Origin of the sequence: Nonomuraea sp. NPDC049646, from assembly GCF_044465525.1 — a bacterium.
In the GTDB taxonomy this organism is placed as follows: Bacteria; Actinomycetota; Actinomycetes; order Streptosporangiales; family Streptosporangiaceae; genus Nonomuraea.
Map to the genome: position 1 here is coordinate 500,984 of NZ_JBITLU010000002.1, position 19,230 is coordinate 520,213.

Here is a 19,230-nt window from a genome sequence, read left to right on the forward strand (position 1 = left end):
CCGGGGGCGCGGGCGCGGGCCCGGCGACACCCGCTGGAACTGGGGCGCGGCCGCCGGGCGTCCCGGCGGCCGCGACGTCGCCCTGCAGCTCGGCGGCAAGTGGACCGACGGCACCGGCAGCGTGGAGAACGGCCTGATCCTCGACGGCCGCCTGCACAAGATCAGCGAGGAGCTGGTCTGGCGGTACGACACCACCGACTGGCGCGCTCCCTGGCGCATCGAGGGCGAGCGCGTGGACCTGGAGTTCGTCCCCGAGCACGTGCGCGAGGCCGACGTGCGGCGCGCGTTCTACATGCGCAGCCAGGAGGCCCAGGCGTTCGGCCACTACCGCGGCACGGTCGTCGCCGACGACGGCGAGAGCGTGACGGTCGACGGCCTGTACGGCTGGGCCGAGGAGGTCTACCGGCGCTGGTAGCGGCGGTGGCGCCGTCAGGCGTCGCGGTCGCGGCGGACGACCTCGCCGTGCACGACCCCGTCGCGCCCGGCCTCGTCCCGCCGGGGCTCGTCGTGGACGACCTCGCCGTGCACGACCTTGCCGCCCTGCGGGGCCCGGTCCGCTCCGGAGCCGGGCGGGAACAGGTTCGCGTACGGCGAGGCCGCCGCCATCCGCTTGACCCGCCGGTCGAAGAACCCCGAGGCCAGCCGCCGCATCAGCGGCCGGGTGAAGGGCAGCACGAAGACGAAGCCGACGAGGTCGGTGAAGAAGCCCGGGATCATCAGCAGCGCGCCGCCGGCCAGCAGCAGGCCGCCGTCGGCCAGCTCGCGGTCGGGCACCCGGCCCTCCGACAGGGCCGCCTGCAGACGCCGCCACACCCGGCGGCCCTCGCGGCGCACCAGCCAGGCGCCCAGCAGGCTGCCCGCGACGAGCAGGCCGACGGTCGGCCATCCGCCGATCATCGATCCGACCTGGATCAGCAGCCAGACCTCCAGCACCGGGACGCCCAGCAGGGCCAGCAACAGCAGCAGCCGCATCGTTTCCTCGATTCCGCGCACACGTACATCAGGAACAACGTCCGGCGGGCCGCGCGCGTTCCTGGACGCGGATCCTCAGCGCCCGCCAGCCGCCCCTCAGCCGCCCGTCAGCCGGCCGGTCAGCCGCGGGTGCGGCGCAGGCGGCGCGGCAGGCCGGTGACGCCCCACATGCCGATGCGCCACAACGCCTCGGACATGACCTTGCCGTTCATCTTGCTCTTGCCGACGGTGCGCTCGACGAACGTGATCGGCACCTCCACCACCCGCAGGCCGTGCCTGGCCGTGCGGAGCGTGAGGTCGACCTGGAAGCAGTAGCCCTGCGACTCGACCCCGGCCAGGCCCACCTTCTCCAGCGTGGCGGCCCGGTAGGCGCGGAACCCGGCGGTGGCGTCGCGCACCGGCAGGCCGAGCATCACCCGGGTGTAGATGTTGGCGCCCTTGGACAGCAGCTCGCGCCGGTGGGGCCAGTTGACCACCTTGCCGCCGGGCACGTAGCGGGAGCCGATCGCCAGGTCGGCGCCGTCGGCCAGCGCCTGCAGCAGCTTGGGCAGCTCCTCGGGCTGGTGGGAGCCGTCGGCGTCCATCTCGACCAGCACGTCGTAGCCCTCGCCCAGGCCCCAGCGGAACCCGGCGATGTAGGCCGCGCCGAGCCCCTGCTTGCCCGGCCGGTGCAGCACGTGGACGTGCTCGTCGGCCTCGGCCAGGGCGTCGGCGACCTCACCGGTGCCGTCGGGGCTGTTGTCGTCGGCCACCAGCACGTGCGCGTCGGGCAGGGCGGCGCGCACCCGCTCGACGATCGCGGGCAGGTTGTCGCGCTCGTTGTAGGTCGGGACGACGACCAGCACCCGGCCGACAGTCTCCATCATGAGCCGTTCCCCATTCGGTCGCCTCGCCTGCCGCGCCGTGCGGCGACTCCGACAGCCACCGCTCCCATCAACATCAATGCCCATTCAGGAAGCTCGCCCACCTTTGTGGCGATCGTTTCCTGGGTGCGCACGGGCACCTTGACCACGTTCATGTCAGGGACAAGTTCACGGGTCTGCCAGGAGACTTTACCGTCAGGCGTGACATATGCGGAGATCCCGGTCGTGGCGGCCGTAACGACGGCCCTGTTGTGCTCGACGGCCCGCAGCTTGGACATCGCGAGCTGCTGCGGCGGCAGGTTGGACAGCGCGTAGCTGGCGTTGTTGGTCTGCACCACCAGCGGGGTGCCGCCGGCGCGCACGGTGCCGCGCACGGTGTCGTCGTAGGCCACCTCGTAGCAGTTGACCGCGCCGACCGTGACCGGGCCGAGCTTCAGGTCGCCCGGCTTGGTGCCCGCGACCGACTGCCGGCCCACCAGGTTGGCCCGCTCCCACAGGGCCAGCACGATCTCCTTGAACGGCGTGTACTCCCCGAAGGGCACCAGGTGCTGCTTGTCGTAGTAAGCGCCGGGACCGCTCACCGGGTCCCACACCAGGCTGCGCGTGGCGCGGTGCTCGTCGCCGATGGCCACGACGGCGCCGACCAGGGTGGGGACGCCGACGTACTTGACCGACTCGTCGATGACCTGGCGGGCGAAGGCGCTGGTGTAGGGGTCGATGTCGGTGGAGTTCTCGGGCAGGACGACGATGTCGGGCCTGGGCAGGGCCCCGGCGCGCACGGCGTCGGCCAGCCGCTTGGTCTCCTCGGCGTGGTTGCGCAGGACGACGGCCGGCTCGTCGCCGAGCGGGTGCATGCCGCGCCCCGGGACGTTGCCCTGCACGATGCCGACGTTGATCGAGCGGCCCTCGTCGCCCGGCCGCGGCAGCGCGAGCGTGAGCAGCGGCACGGCCAGCGCCAGTGCCACCGGGACGGCCCTGCGCACGGCCGTGTTCACGGCCGGGTTAACGGCCTTGTCCACGGCCTTGTCCACGGCCTTGTCCACGCCGGCGGCGGGCCGCACCAGGACGGCGTGGGCCAGCAGGGCGCCGCACAGCGTGACGGCGAAGGACACCAGCGGCGCGCCGCCCAGCGCGGCGTAGGAGGTGAACAGCGACTCGCCCTGGCTGAAGGCCACCCGCGCCCACGGGAAGCCGCCGACGGGCACCAGGCCGCGGGCCCACTCCATCATCACCCACAGCGCGCCGAACCACAGCGGCCACAGCCGCAGCCGGAACACCAGGGCCGCCAGCGCGGCCATGACGGCGTAGAACACGCTCTCGGTGGCCACCAGCATGACCCAGACGTCGTCGCCGATCGTGCGCACCCAGGCCAGGGCCGGGAACAGGAACACGGCGCCGCCCAGATACCCCAGCCACGCGGCGCGCCGCGGACGGGCCCGGTAGAGGGCGGCCACGATCAGCCCGATGCCGACCGGCGCGCACAGCCACCAGTCGAGCGGCGGGAAGGCGGTGTAGAGCAGCAGCCCGCCGGCCACCATGGCCACGACCCGCGCGACCAGGACCCACCGGCCCTCGCCCGTGGCGCGGACCCCGTCGCCCTCACCCGAAGAAGAGGCGGCGGTGTCGGAGGCGTCCGCCTCGGGAGCCGGTTCGCGCCCGGGGACGGGCGGAACGCTCGTCTTGTCCTGAACCACGCCGGGTCTCCTCGCAAAATCGCACGCCTGCTTGCGAAAACGCTACCGCCCCCGGGCCGCGCTCAGACCGGCGGCGCACACGGAGATCGAAAACGGCCGCTCACAGGCGGCCGGCTGGGTGATCCCGTTTCGGGACGGGATCACCCGGCGCGATCCGCGATCCTGCGCACGAGAGCGGGAAGAGGGCCCGGAAACCCTTCGGACCGGACCCGTCTCGTCGGCGGCGAGCGCGGAATTCCGTTGTCTACTGGGCTCCCGGACCCGTCCCGGGTCCAACCCCCCAACCGGTTGGGGTGCCCCGACTCGACGGACCGACGGCCCTGCACCTGGCTGTGTGGACGAAGTCACGCTCCGTCACGGACGCAGGATCCGGCGATGTCAGAGACGGCCAACCGGCCAAGTCCCGTGCTGGACTGCGCAGCAAACTACCGACTCCACCTCAGATGTCAACCGTGTCCCGATCAGCGGGAACATCAAGTTTCCGCAGGTGGGACATGTTCGGCCTGCCGTCGTAAAGCGGGTCAAAGCCCATTTGCCGACGTCGGGGACCTGCCCGGCAGGCCCGACAGCGCCTGCGACAACGGCCCTTCGTGGACGACGCCCAGCCGTTGCGTGGCACGCGTCAGAGCAACATACAGGTCGCTCGGCCCGCGTGGCGACTGGGCGGCGATGAGGTCCGGCTCGGCCACGATCACCGAGTCGAACTCCAGGCCCTTGGCGTCGGCCACGCCCATCACCGCGAGGGGCGCGTCCAGGGCGGCGGCCCCGGCGGCCCGTCCGGCGCCGGGCGTGACCACCGCGGCGCCCTCCACGGCCGCGACCAGCCGCGCGCCGAGCGTGTCCAGCAGCGCGTCGGGCACCACCACGGCGACCTTGCCGCCCTCCCGGACCTCGGACCCGGCCAGCTCGGGCAGCGCGGCCAGCGGCGCCGACCAGGGCCGCGCGCCGAGCTCGCGCACGGACGTCGGCGCCTCCAGGGCCGGGTCGATGGTGGCCAGCACCCGCGCGGCCACCTCCATGAGCTCCACGGGCGTGCGGTAGTTGACCGTCAGGCGCTCCTGACGCCAGCGCCCGGCCACGTACGGGTCCAGCACCTGCGCCCACGAGCGCGCCCCTGCCGCCGAGCCGGTCTGGGCGATGTCGCCGACGATCGTCATCGACCGGGTCGGGCAGCGCCGCATGACCGCCCGCCAGGCCATCGGCGACAGCTCCTGCGCCTCGTCCACGATCACGTGCCCGTAGGCCCAGGTGCGGTCGGCGGCGGCGCGTTCGGCCGTGGTGAGGTAGGGGCCGTCGCCGCGCTGGCGATCGGCCAGCCGCTCGGCCTCCATGACGTCGGACAGCCCGGTCAGCTCCAGCACCTCGCGCGCGTAGGCCAGCTCGGCCTCGCGCTGGTGCTCCTCGGCCTGGCGGGCCGCGGCCAGCTCCTCCTCGGCCTGCATCGCCGAGGCGCGCAGCACGTGCTCGTCGATGTCGCCCAGCAGTTCGGCGGCCTCGTCCAGCAGCGGCACGTCGGCGTCGGTCCACTCGGCCGAGTCGCGGCGCAGCAGCGCCCTCTCCGCGGGGCTCAGGACGCCCCCCGCCGCGTCGAGCCGCTCGGGCGACCCGTACAGGCCCAGGAGCAGCCGCTGGGGCGTCAGGTACGGCCACAGCCGGTTCAGCGCCGCCTTGACCACCGGCTCGGTCCGCAGTTCCTCGCGCAGGTCGGCCAGCTCGTCGTCGTCGATGAGCCCCTTGCCGATCTTGCGGGCCTGCTGCCGGGCCAGCGCGTTCAGCAGCGACCTGACGAACACCGCGCGCGCCTGGTTGTGCGGGCGGCGCGAGCGCACGGCCTTGTTCTTGGCCGCGTCCAGCATGGCGCGGTCGACGGTGAGCGTCAGCCGCCCCAACGGCAGCTCGACGGGCTTGCGCGGCACCTTCTGCCGCTCGCGCACCGCGCGCTCGATCACCTGGGCCATCCGCGCGTCGCCCTTGACCGCGGCCACCTCCGGGCGGTCGCGCCGGGTCGCGGTCACGCCCGGGTACAGCTCGCCCACGGTGGACAGCAGCACGTCGGTCTCGCCGAGCGAGGGCAGGACCTGCTCGATGTAGCGCAGGAAGGTGAGGTTGGGGCCGAGGATGAGCACGCCGCGGCGCTCCAGGCGCTCCCTGTGGGTGTAGAGCAGGTAGGCGGCCCGGTGCAGGGCCACCACGGTCTTGCCCGTGCCGGGACCGCCCTGCACGACCAGGACGCCGTTGAGGTCGCTGCGGATGACGCGGTCCTGCTCGGCCTGGATGGTGGCGACGATGTCGCGCATGCGGCCGGTGCGGCGCTCGTCGAGGGCGGCCAGCAGCGCGGCCTCGCCGTTGAGGGTGGCGCGGTCGTCGTCGGTGAGCGCGTCGAGGTCGAGCAGGTCGTCGTCGACGCCGACGACGCTGCGCTCCCTGGTCTGCAGGTGGCGGCGCCTGGTCACGCCCATGGGCGCGGCGGGGGTGGCGCGGTAGAACGGCTGCGCGACGGGCGCGCGCCAGTCGATGAGCAGGCGGCGTTGCTCGTCGTCGGTGAGGCCGAGCTTGCCGATGTAGAGCCGGCCCTCCTCGACGTGGTCGAGCCGGCCGAAAACCAGGCCGCGCTCCACCGCCCACAGCCGGGCCAGCCGCCCGGCGTACATGTCGGCGAAGGAGTCGCGCTCGGATCTGTTCTGCATCGTGCCGACGGCGCCCGTGGCCAGCACCTCCTTGAGCCGGCGCTGGGTGCGCTCGCGCAGCTCGTCGAGGCGGTCGTACAGACCGGTGACGTAGGACTGCTCCTTGGCGAGCTCCGTTTGACGAGTTGCCGCCTGACCATTATTGTGGTTAATGGGACACTCCGGGCCATTCTGCTTGTTGTTGCGACAAACGATGACATTAGCACGCCTGTCGAGGCACTCCCATCTTCCCTTCCCCCTTCCGGGTCACGGCTTGGTTTCGCCCTCTTGACCAGCATGGGAGAACTCCCTATGTTCACGAGTTAGGAAAGTTTCCTAACTTCGTCGAAGGGGTCCTCCTGATGAGCGGTCCGGTTCCGGGAACGCCCAGTCTGCTGCGTGCGATCAACGACCGCGCGGCCCTGCGGGCGCTCCTCGAGCGCGGGTCGCTGACCCGTCCGGAGCTGGGCGCCCTGACGGGCCTGTCCAAGCCCACCGCCTCCCAGCTCCTGTCGCGCCTTCAGGACGCCGGGCTGGTGGTCCTGGACGGCATCAGGGAGGGCCTGCCGGGCCGTACCGCCGAGGTCTACCGGATCAACCCGGCGGCGGCCTACGTGGGCGCCCTCGACGTCACCCCCGACCGCATCGAGGCCCGCGTCGCCGACATCACCGGCACGGTCGTGGGCTCGTACACGCTGCCGACGGCGCGGCGGCCGGGCGGCGAGCTGGTCGACCGGCTGGGCGCGGCGCTGGCCGGCGCGAACCCGCCGGACAAGCTGCGCCGGGTCGTCATCGGCGTGCAGGCGGCGATCGACCCGGCCACCGGCCGGCTCGGCTACGCCGCCGCCAAGGACGTGCCCGGCTGGCAGATCGACGACCTCGTGCCCACCCTCAGCGCGGGTCTCGGCACGGCCGTGGACGTGGAGAACAACGTCAACCTCGTCGCGCTGGCCGAGCAGGCGCACGGCGCGGCGCGCGGGCACTCCGACTTCGTGCTGCTGTGGGCCGACGAGGGCATCGGCTCGGCCATCGTGCTCGGCGGGCGCATGCACAGGGGCGCGACCGGCGGCGCGGGCGAGGTGGGTTACATGCCGACCCCGGGCGCGCCGACGGCCCGCGAGGCCGGCCGCTACGCCAACCACGGCTACCAGGCGCTCACCGGCGGCCCGGCCGTGCTGCGGCTGCTGCGCTCCTACGGCGTGCACGGCACCGACTTCCGCCAGGCCATCGCCAAGGCGGTACGCGTGTCGGAGGGCTCGGGGCAGAAGGCCGACGACGCCAAGGCGGGGCTGCGCGACATCGCCGCCCGGCTGGCGGTGGGCCTGGCGGCCATCACCTCCGTCATCGACCCCGGCCTGATCGTGCTGACCGGCGGCGTCGTGCTGTCGGGCGGCGAGCCGCTGCGCGAGCTGGTCGAGCACGAGCTGCACGCGCTCACCATCCCCCGCCCCGTCGTGCGGCTGTCGCACGTGGAGGGCAACCCGGTGCTGGCGGGCGCGCTCGACCTGGCCCTGGACACCGTGCGCGACGAGGTCTTCAGCTCGACCGTCCCTTCGTGAGCCATTTTTTCCCTTTCATGATCCCCCAGCGGTAGGAGGCACCCCCCGTGCGCTTCGTCCCCCTGGCGGCTGTCGCGATCCTCGCGCTCGCCGCCTGCACCGCCGGCAGGGAGGCCGGGCCCTCGCTCGGCTCCCAGCCAAGGCCCTCGGGCTCGGCCTCCGCGGCCCTCCCGGCGGCCACGATCCAGCTCTGGCACGGATTCTCCACCGACGCCGAGGTCAAGGCGTTCGAGGAGGCCATCGCCGGGTTCCACGCCAAGTTCCCGCAGATCACCGTCAAGGCCACCAAGGGCGTCCAGGACGACCAGATCACGCAGGCCATCCGGGGCGGCAACGCGCCGGACGTGGCGGCCTCGTTCACGACGGACAACGTCGCCCAATGGTGCAGGTCGGGATCGTTCCAGGACCTCACCCCGGTCATCAAGCAGGACGGCATCGACCTGTCGGTGCTGCCCGAGGTGGCACGTTCCTACACCGGCTTCGGCGGCCGGCAGTGCACGCTGCCGCTGCTGGCCGACGCCTACGGCCTCTACTACAACAAGGCCCTGATGAAGGGCAACCAGCCGCCCAGGACGCTGACCGAGCTGGCCGAGCTGACCAAGAAGCTGACCGTGCGGGACGCGAACGGCGACATCAAGGTGGCCGGGTTCGTCCCCAGCACGCAGTACTACGAGAACAGCCCCAGCCACCTGGCCCCCATGGTCGGCGCCACCTGGTACAACTCCGACGGCACCTCGGCCATCGGCACCGACCCGGCGTGGAAGGCCCTGCTGCGCTGGCAGAAGGACCTCATCGACTGGTACGGATACGACAAGCTGGAGAAGTTCCGCAAGAGCCTGGGCGACGAGTGGAGCGCCGACCACCCGTTCTACAAGGGCAAGATCGCGATGGTCCTGGACGGCGAGTGGCGCAACGCCATGATCGCCAACGACGCCAAGAAGCTCGACTACGCCACCGCTCCCCTGCCGGTCGCCGACGACAAGCCCGACCTGTACGGCAGCGGCTTCACCGCCGGCACCGTCATCGGCGTCCCCAAGGGCGCCAAGAACCCGCAGCAGGCCTGGGAGCTGGTCAAGTACCTGACCACCGACACCAGCTCGCTGGTGACGCTCTCCAACGCCCTGCGCAACGTCCCCACGACCAAGGCGGCGATGGAATCGCCCGACCTGGCCAAGGACGCGAACTTCGCCACCTTCCTCGACGTCTTCTCCCACCCCAAGACCTCGACGCTGCCGCCGAGCGTCAACAGCGTGTTCAACCAGGAGGCGCTGGCGACCTTCGTCGTCAAGTGGGAGAAGGGCGCGGTCACCGACCTCGACGCCGGGCTCAAGGGCGTGGACAAGCAGATCGACGACAAGCTGAAGCTGTCCGGGGGCTGATCGGCGATGGCCTCCTCCCCCCACGCCGCGCCGCCCAGGCGGCGCGGCGAGGGCCTGCGCGCCCTGCTGTGGCTGTCGCCGTGGATCGTCGGCGTGTCGGTCTTCTTCGTCTATCCGCTGCTGTCCACGGTGTACTTCTCCTTCTACCGCTACGACATGACCAGCACGCCGGAGTTCATCGGGCTGGACAACTACGCCTACCTGCTGCACGACCCGCGGGTGGCGATGTCGGCCAAGAACACGCTGTGGCTGGTGGCGATCATGGTGCCGGCCACGGTGCTGTTCTCCCTGGCCCTGGCGCAGCTCGTGGTCCGCCTCAAGGCCGGCGTCGGCGTGCTGCGGACGATCTTCTACCTGCCGTCGCTGGTCCCGCTGGCGGCCGGGACGATCACCTTCGTCTTCCTGATGAACCCGGCCACCGGGCCGTGGAACAAGTTCCTGGCCCTGTTCGGCATCCACGGGCCCGACTGGTTCGGCGACCCGGCCTGGTCCAAGCCGAGCCTGACGCTGCTGTCGCTGTGGAGCTGCGGCCAGCTCGCCGTGATCTTCATGGCGGCGCTGCTGGACGTCCCCCGCCACCTGTACGAGGCCGCCGCCATCGACGGCGCCGGGGCCTGGCGGCAGTTCCGCAGCGTGACGCTGCCGACGATCGCGCCGGTGCTGATGTTCGCCCTGGTCACCAACGTCATCTACGCCCTGCAGTACTTCACCCAGGCGATGATCGCCTCGCGGGTGGCCTCGGGCTCGACCGACTCCCCCGGCTCCACCTTCACCCCCGGCTACCCGGACGAGTCGCTGCTGACACTGCCTCAGTGGCTCTTCCAGTCGGGTTTCCGCGACTGGACGATGGGCTACGCGTGCGTGCTGGCGCTGCTGCTGTTCGCCACGTCGATGATCTTCACGTTGATCCTGCTGCGGCAGTTCCGCCGGGCCGAGGAGGCGATATGAGCGCGACCATGACCGCCCCGGCCCCGCCCGCGGCGCCCGCGCGGCGGCAGGGGGTCAGGGCGCGGCGGCGGCGCACGCTGATGTGGATCGCCACGCACGCGACGGCGATCGTGCTGGCCCTGATGTTCCTGGCGCCGGTGGTGTTCCTGACGCTGACCGCGCTGATGACCGACGAGCAGGCGCTGACCGGCGACCTGTGGCCGCGCACGTGGAACTTCGACAACTTCGTGGTGGTGTTCGAGAAGTCGAAGCTGCTGCGCTGGGGGATCAACACGCTGCTGTACGCCGGCCTCGGCACGGTCTTCACGCTGGCCTCCTCGATCCCGGTGGCCTACGCGCTGGCCCGCTTCCGCTTCCGGGGACGCCGGGCGGCGTTCCTGCTGGTGATCACCGCCATGATGCTGCCGCCGCAGGTCATCGCGGTGCCGATCTACCTGGTGTGGGCCCGGCTGGGGCTGACCGACAGCCTGTGGCCGCTGATCCTGCCGATGCTGTTCGGCGACGCGTTCTCGATCTTCCTGCTCCGCCAGTTCCTGATCACGATCCCGCGCGAGTACATCGACGCGGCGAAGGTGGACGGCTGCTCGGACTTCAGGACGCTGGTGCGGGTGATCCTGCCGATGGCCCGTCCGGCGGTCGCCGCCGTCGCCCTGTTCCAGTTCTTCTACTGCTGGAACGACTACTACGGGCCGCTGCTGTACGCCGGCGTCGAGCAGGAGGGCTGGACGCTCTCGCTCGGCCTGGCCACGTTCAAGGCGTTCCACAGCGTCCAGTGGAACCTCACCATGGCCGCCACCCTGCTGGTGACCGCCCCGGTGATCATCGTGTTCTTCCTCGCCCAGAAAGTCTTCATCGAGGGCGTGACCTTGACAGGAGTGAAGGGTTGAAACTCGCCGTGGTCGGGGGCGGCTCGACGTACACGCCGGAGCTGATCGACGGGTTCGCGCGGCTGCGCGACGAGCTGCCCGTGACGGAGATCGCCCTCATAGATCCGGATCCGTCCCGTCTTGAGCTGGTGTCGGGGATGTCGCGGCGCATGCTGGCGCACGCCGGGCATCCGGCGCGCGTGCTGGCCACCTCCTCGGTGGCCGAGGGGGTCGCGGGGGCCGAGGTCGTGCTGTTCCAGCTCCGGGTGGGCGGGCAGGCGGCCAGGAACGTCGACGAGACGCTGCCGCTGGAGTGCGGCTGCGTGGGCCAGGAGACGACCGGCGCGGGCGGCCTGGCCAAGGCGCTGCGCACGGTCCCCGTCGTGCTGGAGCTGGCCGAGATCGTACGCCGGGAGGCCCCGGACGCCTGGATCATCGACTTCACCAACCCGGTCGGCATCGTCACCAGGGCGCTGCTCGACGCCGGCCACCGGGCCATCGGGCTGTGCAACGTCGCGATCGGCTTCCAGCGCCGCTTCGCCGCGGGTCTGGGCGTCGCCCCCGGCCGGATCTCGCTGGGTCACGTCGGGCTGAACCACCTGAGCTGGGAGCGTTCGGTCCACCTCGACGGCCGGGACGTGCTGCCCGAGATCATCGACCGGGCCGGTGAGGAGATCGCCGAGGCCCTCGGGCTGCGGGTGGAGCTGATCCGGCGGCTCGGCGTCATCCCGTCGTACTACCTGCGCTACTTCTACGCCCACGACGCGGTGGTGCGCGAGCAGCGCGCCAAGCCGTCGCGGGCGGCCGAGGTGGCCGAGATGGAGACCCGGCTGCTGGAGCTGTACGGCGACCCGTCGGTGGTGACCAAGCCGGAGCTGCTGGACCGGCGGGGCGGCGCGTTCTACTCCGAGTCGGCGGTGGCGCTGATCGCCTCGCTGCTCGGAGACCGGGGCGACGCCCAGGTCGTCAACGTGCGCAACCAGGGCACCCTGCCCTTCCTGGACGACGACGCCGTCATCGAGGTGCCCGCGGCCATCACCGCCGCCGGCGCCGCGCCGCTGCCGGTGCCGCCCGTCGAGCCGCTGTACGCGGGGCTGATCGCGCACGTGTCGGCGTACGAGGCCCTGGCCCTGGAGGCCGCCCGCCGGGGCGGCGCGGACCGCGTGCGCGACGCCCTGCTGGCGCACCCGCTGATCGGCCAGGACGACGTCGCCGAGGAGCTGACCGGCCTGCTGCTGGCGGCCAACCGCGAGCACCTGCCCTGGACGGTGGGCTAGTGGCGGGCCCCCGGCTGCTCCTGGCCGTCGACGGCGGCAACAGCAAGACGGACGTCGCGGTGGTCGCGGACGACGGCGAGGTGGTCGCGACCGGCCGGGCGGGCCCCTTCGAGCCGCAGAGCGCCGGCGTGGCGGCGGCCGTGGACGTGGTGGCCGAGGCGGCGGCCCGCACCGGCCTGCCGGCCCAGGCGTTCGGCCACGTGTCGGCCTGCCTGGCCGGGGCCGACTTCCCGGTGGAGGAGGAGGCGCTGGCCGCCGAGTTCGCCGCCCGCGGGTTCGGCGACGTGGTCGTGCGCAACGACACCTTCGCCCTGCTGCGGGCCGGTACGTCGGCCCCGTGGGGGGTCGCGGTGGTGTGCGGCGCGGGCATCAACGCGGTCGGCGTCTCCCCCGGCGGGCAGGTCGCCCGCTTCCCCTCGCTCGGCCGGATCAGCGGCGACTGGGGCGGCGGCCAGGGCGTGGCCGAGGAGGCGCTGTGGCACGCCGTGCGCGCCGAGGACGGCCGCGGCGCGCCGACGGCCCTGGCGGAGCTGGTCACGGCCCACTTCGGCACGGCCACCGTCGAGGAGCTGGTGCTCGACCTGCACTTCGGGCGCGTGGACGAAGGGCGGCTGCACGAGCTGGCCCCCGGCGTGCTGGCCGTCGCGGCGGCCGGGGACGCGGTCGCCCGGTCGCTGGTCCAGCGGCAGGCCGAGGAGGTGACCGTGATGGCCGAGGTCTGCCTGCGGCGGCTCGGCCTGCTGGGGACGCCGGTCGAGGTGGTGCTCGGCGGCGGCATGCTGACGGCCCGTGACCCGCTGCTGACGCCGCTGCTGGAGGCGGCGTTCGCGGCCAGGGCGCCGCAGGCCGAGCTCGTGGTGGCCGACCTGCCGCCGGTGGCGGGGGCGGCGCTGCTGGGGCTGGAGCACCTGGGTGCTCCGGAGGCCGCGCTGGCCCGGCTGCGCTCGCACTTCGCGCTCCCGGTCACCCGCTGACGGGCCCGTCCCGCTCATCGGGTACGCCCCCGGGCGCCGGTCCTGCGGGGACGGCGCCCGGCTGGGCGTTCAGGGGAAGGCGTTTCACGGTCGGGCCCGGCGGGCGTTCCGGCAGAAGGGGCACCGGCCGGGCCCGGCGGTCTTCGGGGGAAGGCGTTCCGGTCGGGCCCGGCGGTCTTCGGGGGAAGGCGTTCCGGTCGGGCCCGGCGGCTTCAGGCGGAGGCGTTCTGGTCGGGCTCGGCGGGGGTGACGTCGGGGGCGACGACGGGGGCGCGGTGCTCGTAGGGCGTGCTCAGGACCACGGTGGTGCGGGTGGAGACGTTGGCCGAGGCGCGGATCTGCTGCAGCAGGTCCTCCAGCGCCACCGGCGAGGCCACGCGGACCTTGAGGATGTAGCTCTCGTCCCCGGCGACGCTGTGGCAGGCCTCGATGGCGCTCAGATGGGCCAGCCGCTCGGGGGCGTCGTCGGGCGCGGCGGGGTCGATCGGCTTGATCGACACGAACGCGGTCAGCGGCAGCCCGATCGCGTCGTGGTCGATGACGGCGGCGTAGCCGCGGACGACGCCGCGCTTCTCCAGGCGGCGTACGCGCTGGTGGACCGCGGAGACGGAGAGGCCGGTCTCCCTGGCCAGGTCGGTGAAACTCATGCGGCCGTCGTGGGCGAGCAGCGTGACGATCCGGCGGTCGATCTCCTCCATCGGTCAAAGGTAGCCGGTGATGGTCACGACATGGTCCCGACGGGAGCGACCCCTCGGTTCATCGCGTGCTCGACCAGGGTGATGAGCACCTGGCGGCCGGAGTCGCGCCGGCGGGCGTCGCACAGCACGATGGGCACGTCCGGTTCCAGCCCGATGGCCGAGCGCACCTCGCCGACGGTGAACGGGCGGGTGCCCTCGAAGCAGTTGAGCGCGATGATGAACGGCTGCTCGCGCTTCTCGAAGTAGTCGACGGCCGGGAAGCAGTCGGCCAGGCGGCGGGTGTCGGCCAGCACCACGGCCCCGAGCGCGCCCATGGCCAGCTCGTCCCAGACGAACCAGAAGCGTTCCTGCCCCGGGGTGCCGAACAGGTAGAGCATGTAGTCGTCGCGGATGGTGATGCGGCCGAAGTCCATCGCGACGGTGGTGGTGAGCTTGCGCTCGACGCCCGACAGGTCGTCGACGTGCGTGCCGACGTGGGTGAGCGCCTCTTCCGTGCGCAGCGGGCGGGTCTCGGAGACGGCGCCCACCATGGTGGTCTTGCCCGCGCCGAAACCGCCGGCGATCAAGATCTTGATCGCGGTCGGCAGCCGCCAACGGTCGACGCGACCGAATTCCATCCAGCACCGCCCGTACAGGTCCCGCGCACGTCGCGGCCTTCGCGCATGGTCAGTGATATCTGTCAAGGCGCGTGGTGAAGGCCGTTCGACGTGCCTGGCATCGAGTCACCCTAGCAACGCCACATTTTCCACTCAAGACATAAACTTTTACAACGAACCAAATGTCACGATTTATCGTCGCTAGTCCCATAAATCGCCTGGCGGGCGACGGGCGGTCAAGAGACTTGTCAGCTTATTCGACGAGATCGTTAGGTCGCGGGGCCCAGGTCCGAAATGCCGGTGAAGCCGGCGTTGAAGCCGATCCGTCGGCCCAGGTAGGCGGCCGTCCGCGGGCTGCAGCCGCACAGCGCCTCGATCAGGCCGGTCGCCTCGCCGGCCAGGGCGGCCATCGCCGTGGTGACCTCGCCGCCGGTGACCCCGAGCCCCAGGACGTTCAGGTCGCCCCAGCTCAGGTCCCTGCGGTAGGAGGCGACGTCGCCGAGCAGGTGCAGGTATCGCTGCACCTGGCGGCTGACCGTCCGCAGCTCGTCCAGGTGGCCCCTGGTCCAGCCGTCGCCGGTGTAGATCCAGTGGGACAGGTCCACGAAGCAGGAGCCGCGGCTGTCGGCGTTGTCGAGGTAGCGCTCCAGCGTGGGCACGGCCCTGGTGTCCCGCCACACCCAGGCCCTGGCCATCCCGGCCAGCGTCCGGGCGAGCTGGTCGTGCCAGAGCCGCCGCGCGAGGCCGAACCCCTCGACGGTGGCCAGCTCGTCACGCAGGTCGGCCAGGAAGCGGGTGACCGGCGACCGCGGCACCGCGCCGCCGGCGACCTCGACGCACTCGCGCGTCAGCCGGTCGACCTGCTCGCGGGTGGTGGCGGTGTGGTCGACCAGACGGCCGACGGCCAGCACCCACAGGGCGCTGCGGTTGACCGCCTTCAGCCCGCCCGCGCCCGCCCAGGGGGCGCTGAAGGCCGTGCCGAGCGTCAGGGCCTGGTAGAACTCGGCGTCGAAGGCGGCGCCGGGGAACAGGCCGTCGTACAGCTGGGCGCAGCGCCGCAGGTCCCTGCCGCACTCGGCGGCCAGGGCGCAGGTGCGGCCGAGCCGGTACGCCTCCTCCAGCTCCTCGCCGGGCACCCTAGGGCCACCCGCACGGTACACGGCTCATGGCGACGCCCCCCAACCCCCCGGCCGGACGAATGCACCTGCCGAAGAATTCTTTCATGATCACATACACCCCATCAACCCATCCCCCGGCAACGCGGAAGGCGGCATCACATGGGAGCGGCGCCGGGTGGGAGCGGGGGGAAGTCAAGGGACAGGGAAGGCAGCCCAGAGAGCCGGGGCGGCGCCGGGTGAGAGCGGGGCGAAGTCGGGACGGAGGCAAGGCGGCCCAGAGGGCCGGGGCGCCGGGCGAAGCGGGGCGAAGTCAGGAGGGAGGGAAGGCGGCCCAGAGGGCGGTGGCGTCGTCGTGGGGCTTGCCGCGGACCGCCCCGCGTTCGGCCTCCAGCCCCCGTACGGCCGAGATCACCGCCCCCGGCCCCCCGGCGGACAGCTCGGCCAGCACCGACTCCCAGCTCCACCCGTACCACTCCACCAGCCGGGTCACCCCGTCGGTGAACAGCCCGGCCCCCAGCAGCCCGGACGCCTCCACGACCCCGCTGACCGCCTGACCGGCGGCCTCGGGCCGGGTGGAGGCCACCCAGAACCCGCCCTCGGCGTTGCGCATGCGCCGCACCAGCTCCGGCGAGTACGGCCGCCCGCCCGGCAGCCGCTCCACCCGGTCGTCGCCGATGACCTCGGCCCCGCCGTCGGCCCGCGCGAGCACCACCGGGGAGTCCCCCAGCACGAGGTACTCCACCGCTCCCCCGCCGAGGCGCATCATGGCCACGGTCGTGGACGGCGAGTCGGGGTCGCCCAGGTCGCACGTGCCCGCATGGGCGCCCATGGTGACGGAGATGGCCTCGGCCAGGATGTCGGCCAGCGGCGAGCGCCCGCCGGCGGCCAGCCCGGCGGCCAGCGCCCCGCCGAGCCGCCCGACCAGCCAGGCGACGCCATGGGCGCAGCCGCCGCCGGCCCCGGCCGCCGCCGTGGCCCCGTCGAGCACGACCGCCCACGAGGGCCCGGCCACCGCCAGGTCCTCGTTGGGCCGCGCCGACCCGGGCCGGGTGGCGTACCTGACCTCGGTGAACATGCCGTTACGGCTGGACGGTCACCAGCTCGCGCGGCGTGTTGTTCAGCCGCTCGCCGCCGGTCTCGGTGCAGACCACGATGTCCTCGATGCGGGCGCCGTGGCGGCCGGGCAGGTAGATGCCGGGCTCGACGGAGAAGGCGAACCCGGCCTCCATCGGCTCGTCGTTGCCCGCGACGATGTAGGGCTCCTCGTGCGTCTCGATGCCGATGCCGTGGCCGGTGCGGTGGATGAAGTAGTCGCCGTAGCCGGCCTCGGCGATGACCTCGCGGGCCGCCGCGTCGATCGACTCGCACGACACGCCCGGCCGCACCGCGGCGCAGGCGGCTTCCTGGGCGCGGCGCAGCACCTCGTAGTAGGCGGCGAACTCGGCGGGCGGCTCGCCCACGCAGTAGGTGCGGGTGGAGTCGGAGCAGTAGCCGTTGTGGAGCTGGCCGCCGATGTCGACGACGACCGGCTCGCCGGCCTGGATCACCCGGTCGGACACGTCGTGGTGGGGGCTGGCGCCGTTGGGCCCGGAGGCGACGATGACGAAGTCGACCGTGGCGTGGCCGGCGGCCAGGATCGCCTCGGCGATGTCGCGGCCCACCTCGCGCTCGGTGCGGCCGGCGCGCAGCAGCTCGGGCACCTGCCGGTGGACCGCGTCGATGGCCTCGCCGGCCTCGCGCAGGGCCGCCACCTCGGCCGGCGACTTGCGCATGCGCAGGTCGCGCAGCACCGTGCCGGCCAGCACCTGCTCGGCCTCCGGCAGCACGTCGCGGAAGCGCAGCGACGACATGGCCCACATGCGGTCGGCCAGCCCCACCTTGGCCACCCGGCCCAGCCGGGCGGCGGCGATGGCGTAGGGGTCGTCGGTCTCGTCCCAGGCCACGAACTCCAGCCCGAGCCGGGAGGCGGGCGAGGCCTGCGCGGCCGGCAGCTCAAGGCGGGGCACCATCATGTACGCCTCCCCCGAGGCGGGCACCACGAGGCAGGTCAGCCGCTCCAGCGGCTTGGCGTCGTAGCCGCTGACATAGCGCAGGTCGGGCCCGGGGGTGAGCAGCAGGGCGTCGAGACCGGCCTTGGCGGCGGCCTCCTGCGCGGCGGCAAGACGGGACACGGGATACAGGTCTGAGGACGTCACGAGCCAAATCTACTCGGACGCCCGGCGCCCCCACTCCAGCAGGCCGCTTGTCCGCCGAGGGCTAAAATCCGCGAAAACTTCTCACAACATGAGAGCCCATGACTACACTCCGTTCCACATTGATCACGTAGTGTGGGACCAATTGTCCAGTTCCACTGCACTTTGAGAGTGAGGCCATGGTCGACTTCGCAGGCGCGGCAGAGCTGGTCAGGGAGGCCCCGCACGGGCGGGCGCGCACGGCGGGGGCGGAGCTGCTGGCCGTCCGGCTGGCCCACGCCGAGCGGCTGGGCAACATGGGCTGGGCCGAATGGAACCTGCGCACCGGGGCCGCCATCTGGTCCGACCAGGTCTACGCGATCTTCGGAAGAGACCGTGAGGAGGGGCCACTGTCCCTTCCCGACCTGGCCGCCATGGTCGAGCCGGCCGACCTCGACGCGCTCGACCGGCTGCTGTGGCACGTGGTGGAGGGCGTCGAGCCCGTGCACGCCGAGTTCCGCGTCAGGCGCGGCACGGGCGAGCTGCGCGACCTGCGCGTCGTGCTCGAACCGCTGATGTCACCCGGCGGCCCGGTCGGCATGCACGGCGTCATCCAGGACATCACCGGCCGCCGCAGGGCCGAGCGCATGATGTCGGAGTCGCGCCGCCAGCTCCTGGAGGCCCGCGAGCAGGCGGCCGAGGAGCGCCACGTGATGCTGGCGCTGCGCGAGGCCATCCTGCCCGCGCCCACCGGCTGCCTCGATCTGCCGGGGGCCAGGATCGCCGTCCGCTACGTGCCGGCCGAGAAGACCGCGAGCCTGGGCGGCGACTGGTTCGAGGCCGCCACCACGCCCGACGGCCGCCTGCTGCTGGCCATCGGCGACGTGTCGGGCCACGGGCTGCCCGCCATCGCCCACATGGCCCACCTGCGCCACGCCCTCGTCGGCCTCGCCATGACCGGCGGGCCCGCCGACCGCCTGCTGTCGTGGCTCAACGACCTCGTCCTGCACCAGCTGAAGGACACCACCGCCACGGCCGTCATCGGCCACCTCGACCCCGGCGCGCTGCTGTTCACCTGGGGGCAGGCGGGCAACCTCGCCCCGATCCTGGTGCGCGAGGGCCGGGCGTCCCTGCTGGAAAGGCCGCTGGGCGTGCTGCTCGGCGCGGTCTCCGGGCGGCCCTACGAGCTGGCCCGCACCCGGCTGCGCCCCGGCGACCTGCTGCTGATGTTCACCGACGGGCTGGTCGAGCGGCGCACCCGCGACATCGACGTCGGCCTGGAACTGGTGCTGGCGGCCGCCGCGGGCCTGTCCGCCCACGACCTCGAGGCCGGGCTCGACCGCCTCCTGGCCGACATTGGCGGCCCCAACCCCGAGGACGACGCGTGCCTGCTGGCCGTCGCCGTCCCGGAGCCGGACGGGAGGGCGGCGGGAGTGCGACCATAGACGG

The 19,230-nt window shown here is 72.7% G+C and carries 17 protein-coding genes; 8 read left to right on the plus strand and 9 right to left on the minus strand.

The genetic code is table 11. From position 1 onward, the window contains the following. Positions 1-415: DUF2804 domain-containing protein (locus ACIBQ8_RS07200; RefSeq protein ID WP_397191438.1), on the plus strand; the 415-nt coding region annotated here is incomplete at its 5' end. A 14-nt stretch (positions 416-429) separates the two neighbouring features. Here ACIBQ8_RS07200 and ACIBQ8_RS07205 read toward each other — a convergent pair. The 4 genes from ACIBQ8_RS07205 to ACIBQ8_RS07220 all read right to left on the minus strand — a co-directional run bounded on the left by ACIBQ8_RS07205 (position 430) and on the right by ACIBQ8_RS07220 (position 6,216). Next, on the minus strand, positions 430-972 hold the full coding sequence (locus ACIBQ8_RS07205; protein WP_397174093.1) for an FxsA family protein: 543 nt from the start codon (positions 970-972) through the stop codon (positions 430-432). Positions 973-1,091: 119 nt separating this feature from the next. Next, positions 1,092-1,838 carry a polyprenol monophosphomannose synthase gene (locus tag ACIBQ8_RS07210; protein WP_397174092.1) on the minus strand — a complete coding sequence of 249 codons (747 nt, stop codon included), beginning with the start codon at positions 1,836-1,838 and terminating at the stop codon, positions 1,092-1,094. After that, positions 1,835-3,529 (minus strand): apolipoprotein N-acyltransferase, encoded by a 1,695-nt coding sequence (gene lnt / locus ACIBQ8_RS07215; protein WP_397191439.1) that lies wholly within the window; start codon positions 3,527-3,529, stop codon positions 1,835-1,837. The genes ACIBQ8_RS07210 and lnt overlap by 4 nt, the downstream gene beginning before the upstream one ends. 521 nt (positions 3,530-4,050) lie before the next feature. Continuing rightward, positions 4,051-6,216, minus strand: a complete 2,166-nt coding sequence (locus ACIBQ8_RS07220; RefSeq protein WP_397191440.1) for a HelD family protein — start codon at positions 6,214-6,216, stop codon at positions 4,051-4,053. Between the two features lie 341 nt (positions 6,217-6,557). Between ACIBQ8_RS07220 and ACIBQ8_RS07225 the strand changes: the two genes are divergently transcribed. The 6 genes from ACIBQ8_RS07225 to ACIBQ8_RS07250 are packed head-to-tail and all read left to right on the plus strand — an operon-like array spanning position 6,558 to position 13,198. Beyond that, positions 6,558-7,754, plus strand: coding sequence for an ROK family protein (locus ACIBQ8_RS07225; RefSeq protein WP_397174087.1), 1,197 nt, complete (start codon positions 6,558-6,560; stop codon positions 7,752-7,754). A 47-nt stretch (positions 7,755-7,801) separates the two neighbouring features. Further along, positions 7,802-9,133: an ABC transporter substrate-binding protein gene (locus tag ACIBQ8_RS07230; protein WP_397174086.1), complete on the plus strand. Its 1,332-nt coding sequence runs from the start codon at positions 7,802-7,804 to the stop codon at positions 9,131-9,133. Between the two features lie 6 nt (positions 9,134-9,139). Then, a complete protein-coding gene (locus tag ACIBQ8_RS07235) occupies positions 9,140-10,081 on the plus strand; it encodes a carbohydrate ABC transporter permease (RefSeq protein WP_397174085.1) in 942 nt (313 codons plus the stop codon). Beyond that, on the plus strand, positions 10,078-10,968 hold the full coding sequence (locus tag ACIBQ8_RS07240; RefSeq protein WP_352350803.1) for a carbohydrate ABC transporter permease: 891 nt from the start codon (positions 10,078-10,080) through the stop codon (positions 10,966-10,968). Before ACIBQ8_RS07235 ends, ACIBQ8_RS07240 begins: the two co-directional genes overlap by 4 nt. Continuing rightward, positions 10,965-12,224 (plus strand): 6-phospho-beta-glucosidase, encoded by a 1,260-nt coding sequence (locus ACIBQ8_RS07245; RefSeq protein WP_397191441.1) that lies wholly within the window; start codon positions 10,965-10,967, stop codon positions 12,222-12,224. The genes ACIBQ8_RS07240 and ACIBQ8_RS07245 overlap by 4 nt, the downstream gene beginning before the upstream one ends. Further along, complete coding sequence (locus tag ACIBQ8_RS07250) at positions 12,224-13,198, plus strand: N-acetylglucosamine kinase (RefSeq protein WP_397191442.1); 975 nt, start codon at positions 12,224-12,226, stop codon at positions 13,196-13,198. Before ACIBQ8_RS07245 ends, ACIBQ8_RS07250 begins: the two co-directional genes overlap by 1 nt. Positions 13,199-13,410: 212 nt before the next feature. Here ACIBQ8_RS07250 and ACIBQ8_RS07255 read toward each other — a convergent pair whose 3' ends face one another. The 5 genes from ACIBQ8_RS07255 to ACIBQ8_RS07275 all read right to left on the minus strand — a co-directional run bounded on the left by ACIBQ8_RS07255 (position 13,411) and on the right by ACIBQ8_RS07275 (position 17,805). Then, positions 13,411-13,896, minus strand: coding sequence for an Lrp/AsnC family transcriptional regulator (locus ACIBQ8_RS07255; protein WP_352350809.1), 486 nt, complete (start codon positions 13,894-13,896; stop codon positions 13,411-13,413). A 23-nt stretch (positions 13,897-13,919) separates the two neighbouring features. Further along, positions 13,920-14,513: an ATP/GTP-binding protein gene (locus ACIBQ8_RS07260; RefSeq protein ID WP_352326803.1), complete on the minus strand. Its 594-nt coding sequence runs from the start codon at positions 14,511-14,513 to the stop codon at positions 13,920-13,922. A 248-nt stretch (positions 14,514-14,761) separates the two neighbouring features. After that, the gene (locus tag ACIBQ8_RS07265) at positions 14,762-15,628 is read right to left on the minus strand and encodes a terpene synthase family protein (RefSeq protein WP_397191443.1); all 867 of its coding nucleotides are present in this window, start codon (positions 15,626-15,628) and stop codon (positions 14,762-14,764) included. 292 nt (positions 15,629-15,920) lie between these two features. Beyond that, positions 15,921-16,685 (minus strand): protein phosphatase 2C domain-containing protein, encoded by a 765-nt coding sequence (locus tag ACIBQ8_RS07270; protein ID WP_397191444.1) that lies wholly within the window; start codon positions 16,683-16,685, stop codon positions 15,921-15,923. A 4-nt stretch (positions 16,686-16,689) separates the two neighbouring features. Next, positions 16,690-17,805, minus strand: coding sequence for a M24 family metallopeptidase (locus ACIBQ8_RS07275; protein ID WP_397174076.1), 1,116 nt, complete (start codon positions 17,803-17,805; stop codon positions 16,690-16,692). Positions 17,806-17,981: 176 nt separating this feature from the next. On the opposite strand from ACIBQ8_RS07275, the gene ACIBQ8_RS07280 reads away from it, so the two are divergent. Further along, positions 17,982-19,226, plus strand: coding sequence for a PP2C family protein-serine/threonine phosphatase (locus ACIBQ8_RS07280; protein ID WP_397191445.1), 1,245 nt, complete (start codon positions 17,982-17,984; stop codon positions 19,224-19,226). Positions 19,227-19,230: the final 4 nt, after the last annotated feature.

Excerpts from the sequence above, each read along its gene's own strand:
- ACIBQ8_RS07205 (WP_397174093.1), bottom strand. The coding sequence starts at position 972 with ATGCGGCTGCTGCTGTTGCTGGCCCTGCTGGGCGTCCCGGTGCTGGAG.
- ACIBQ8_RS07210 (WP_397174092.1), bottom strand. The coding sequence starts at position 1,838 with ATGATGGAGACTGTCGGCCGGGTGCTGGTCGTCGTCCCGACCTACAAC.
- ACIBQ8_RS07220 (WP_397191440.1), bottom strand. The coding sequence starts at position 6,216 with ATGCAGAACAGATCCGAGCGCGACTCCTTCGCCGACATGTACGCCGGG.
- ACIBQ8_RS07225 (WP_397174087.1), top strand. The coding sequence starts at position 6,558 with ATGAGCGGTCCGGTTCCGGGAACGCCCAGTCTGCTGCGTGCGATCAAC.
- ACIBQ8_RS07235 (WP_397174085.1), top strand. The coding sequence starts at position 9,140 with ATGGCCTCCTCCCCCCACGCCGCGCCGCCCAGGCGGCGCGGCGAGGGC.
- ACIBQ8_RS07240 (WP_352350803.1), top strand. The coding sequence starts at position 10,078 with ATGAGCGCGACCATGACCGCCCCGGCCCCGCCCGCGGCGCCCGCGCGG.
- ACIBQ8_RS07255 (WP_352350809.1), bottom strand. The coding sequence starts at position 13,896 with ATGGAGGAGATCGACCGCCGGATCGTCACGCTGCTCGCCCACGACGGC.
- ACIBQ8_RS07260 (WP_352326803.1), bottom strand. The coding sequence starts at position 14,513 with ATGGAATTCGGTCGCGTCGACCGTTGGCGGCTGCCGACCGCGATCAAG.
- ACIBQ8_RS07270 (WP_397191444.1), bottom strand. The coding sequence starts at position 16,685 with ATGTTCACCGAGGTCAGGTACGCCACCCGGCCCGGGTCGGCGCGGCCC.
- ACIBQ8_RS07280 (WP_397191445.1), top strand. The coding sequence starts at position 17,982 with ATGGTCGACTTCGCAGGCGCGGCAGAGCTGGTCAGGGAGGCCCCGCAC.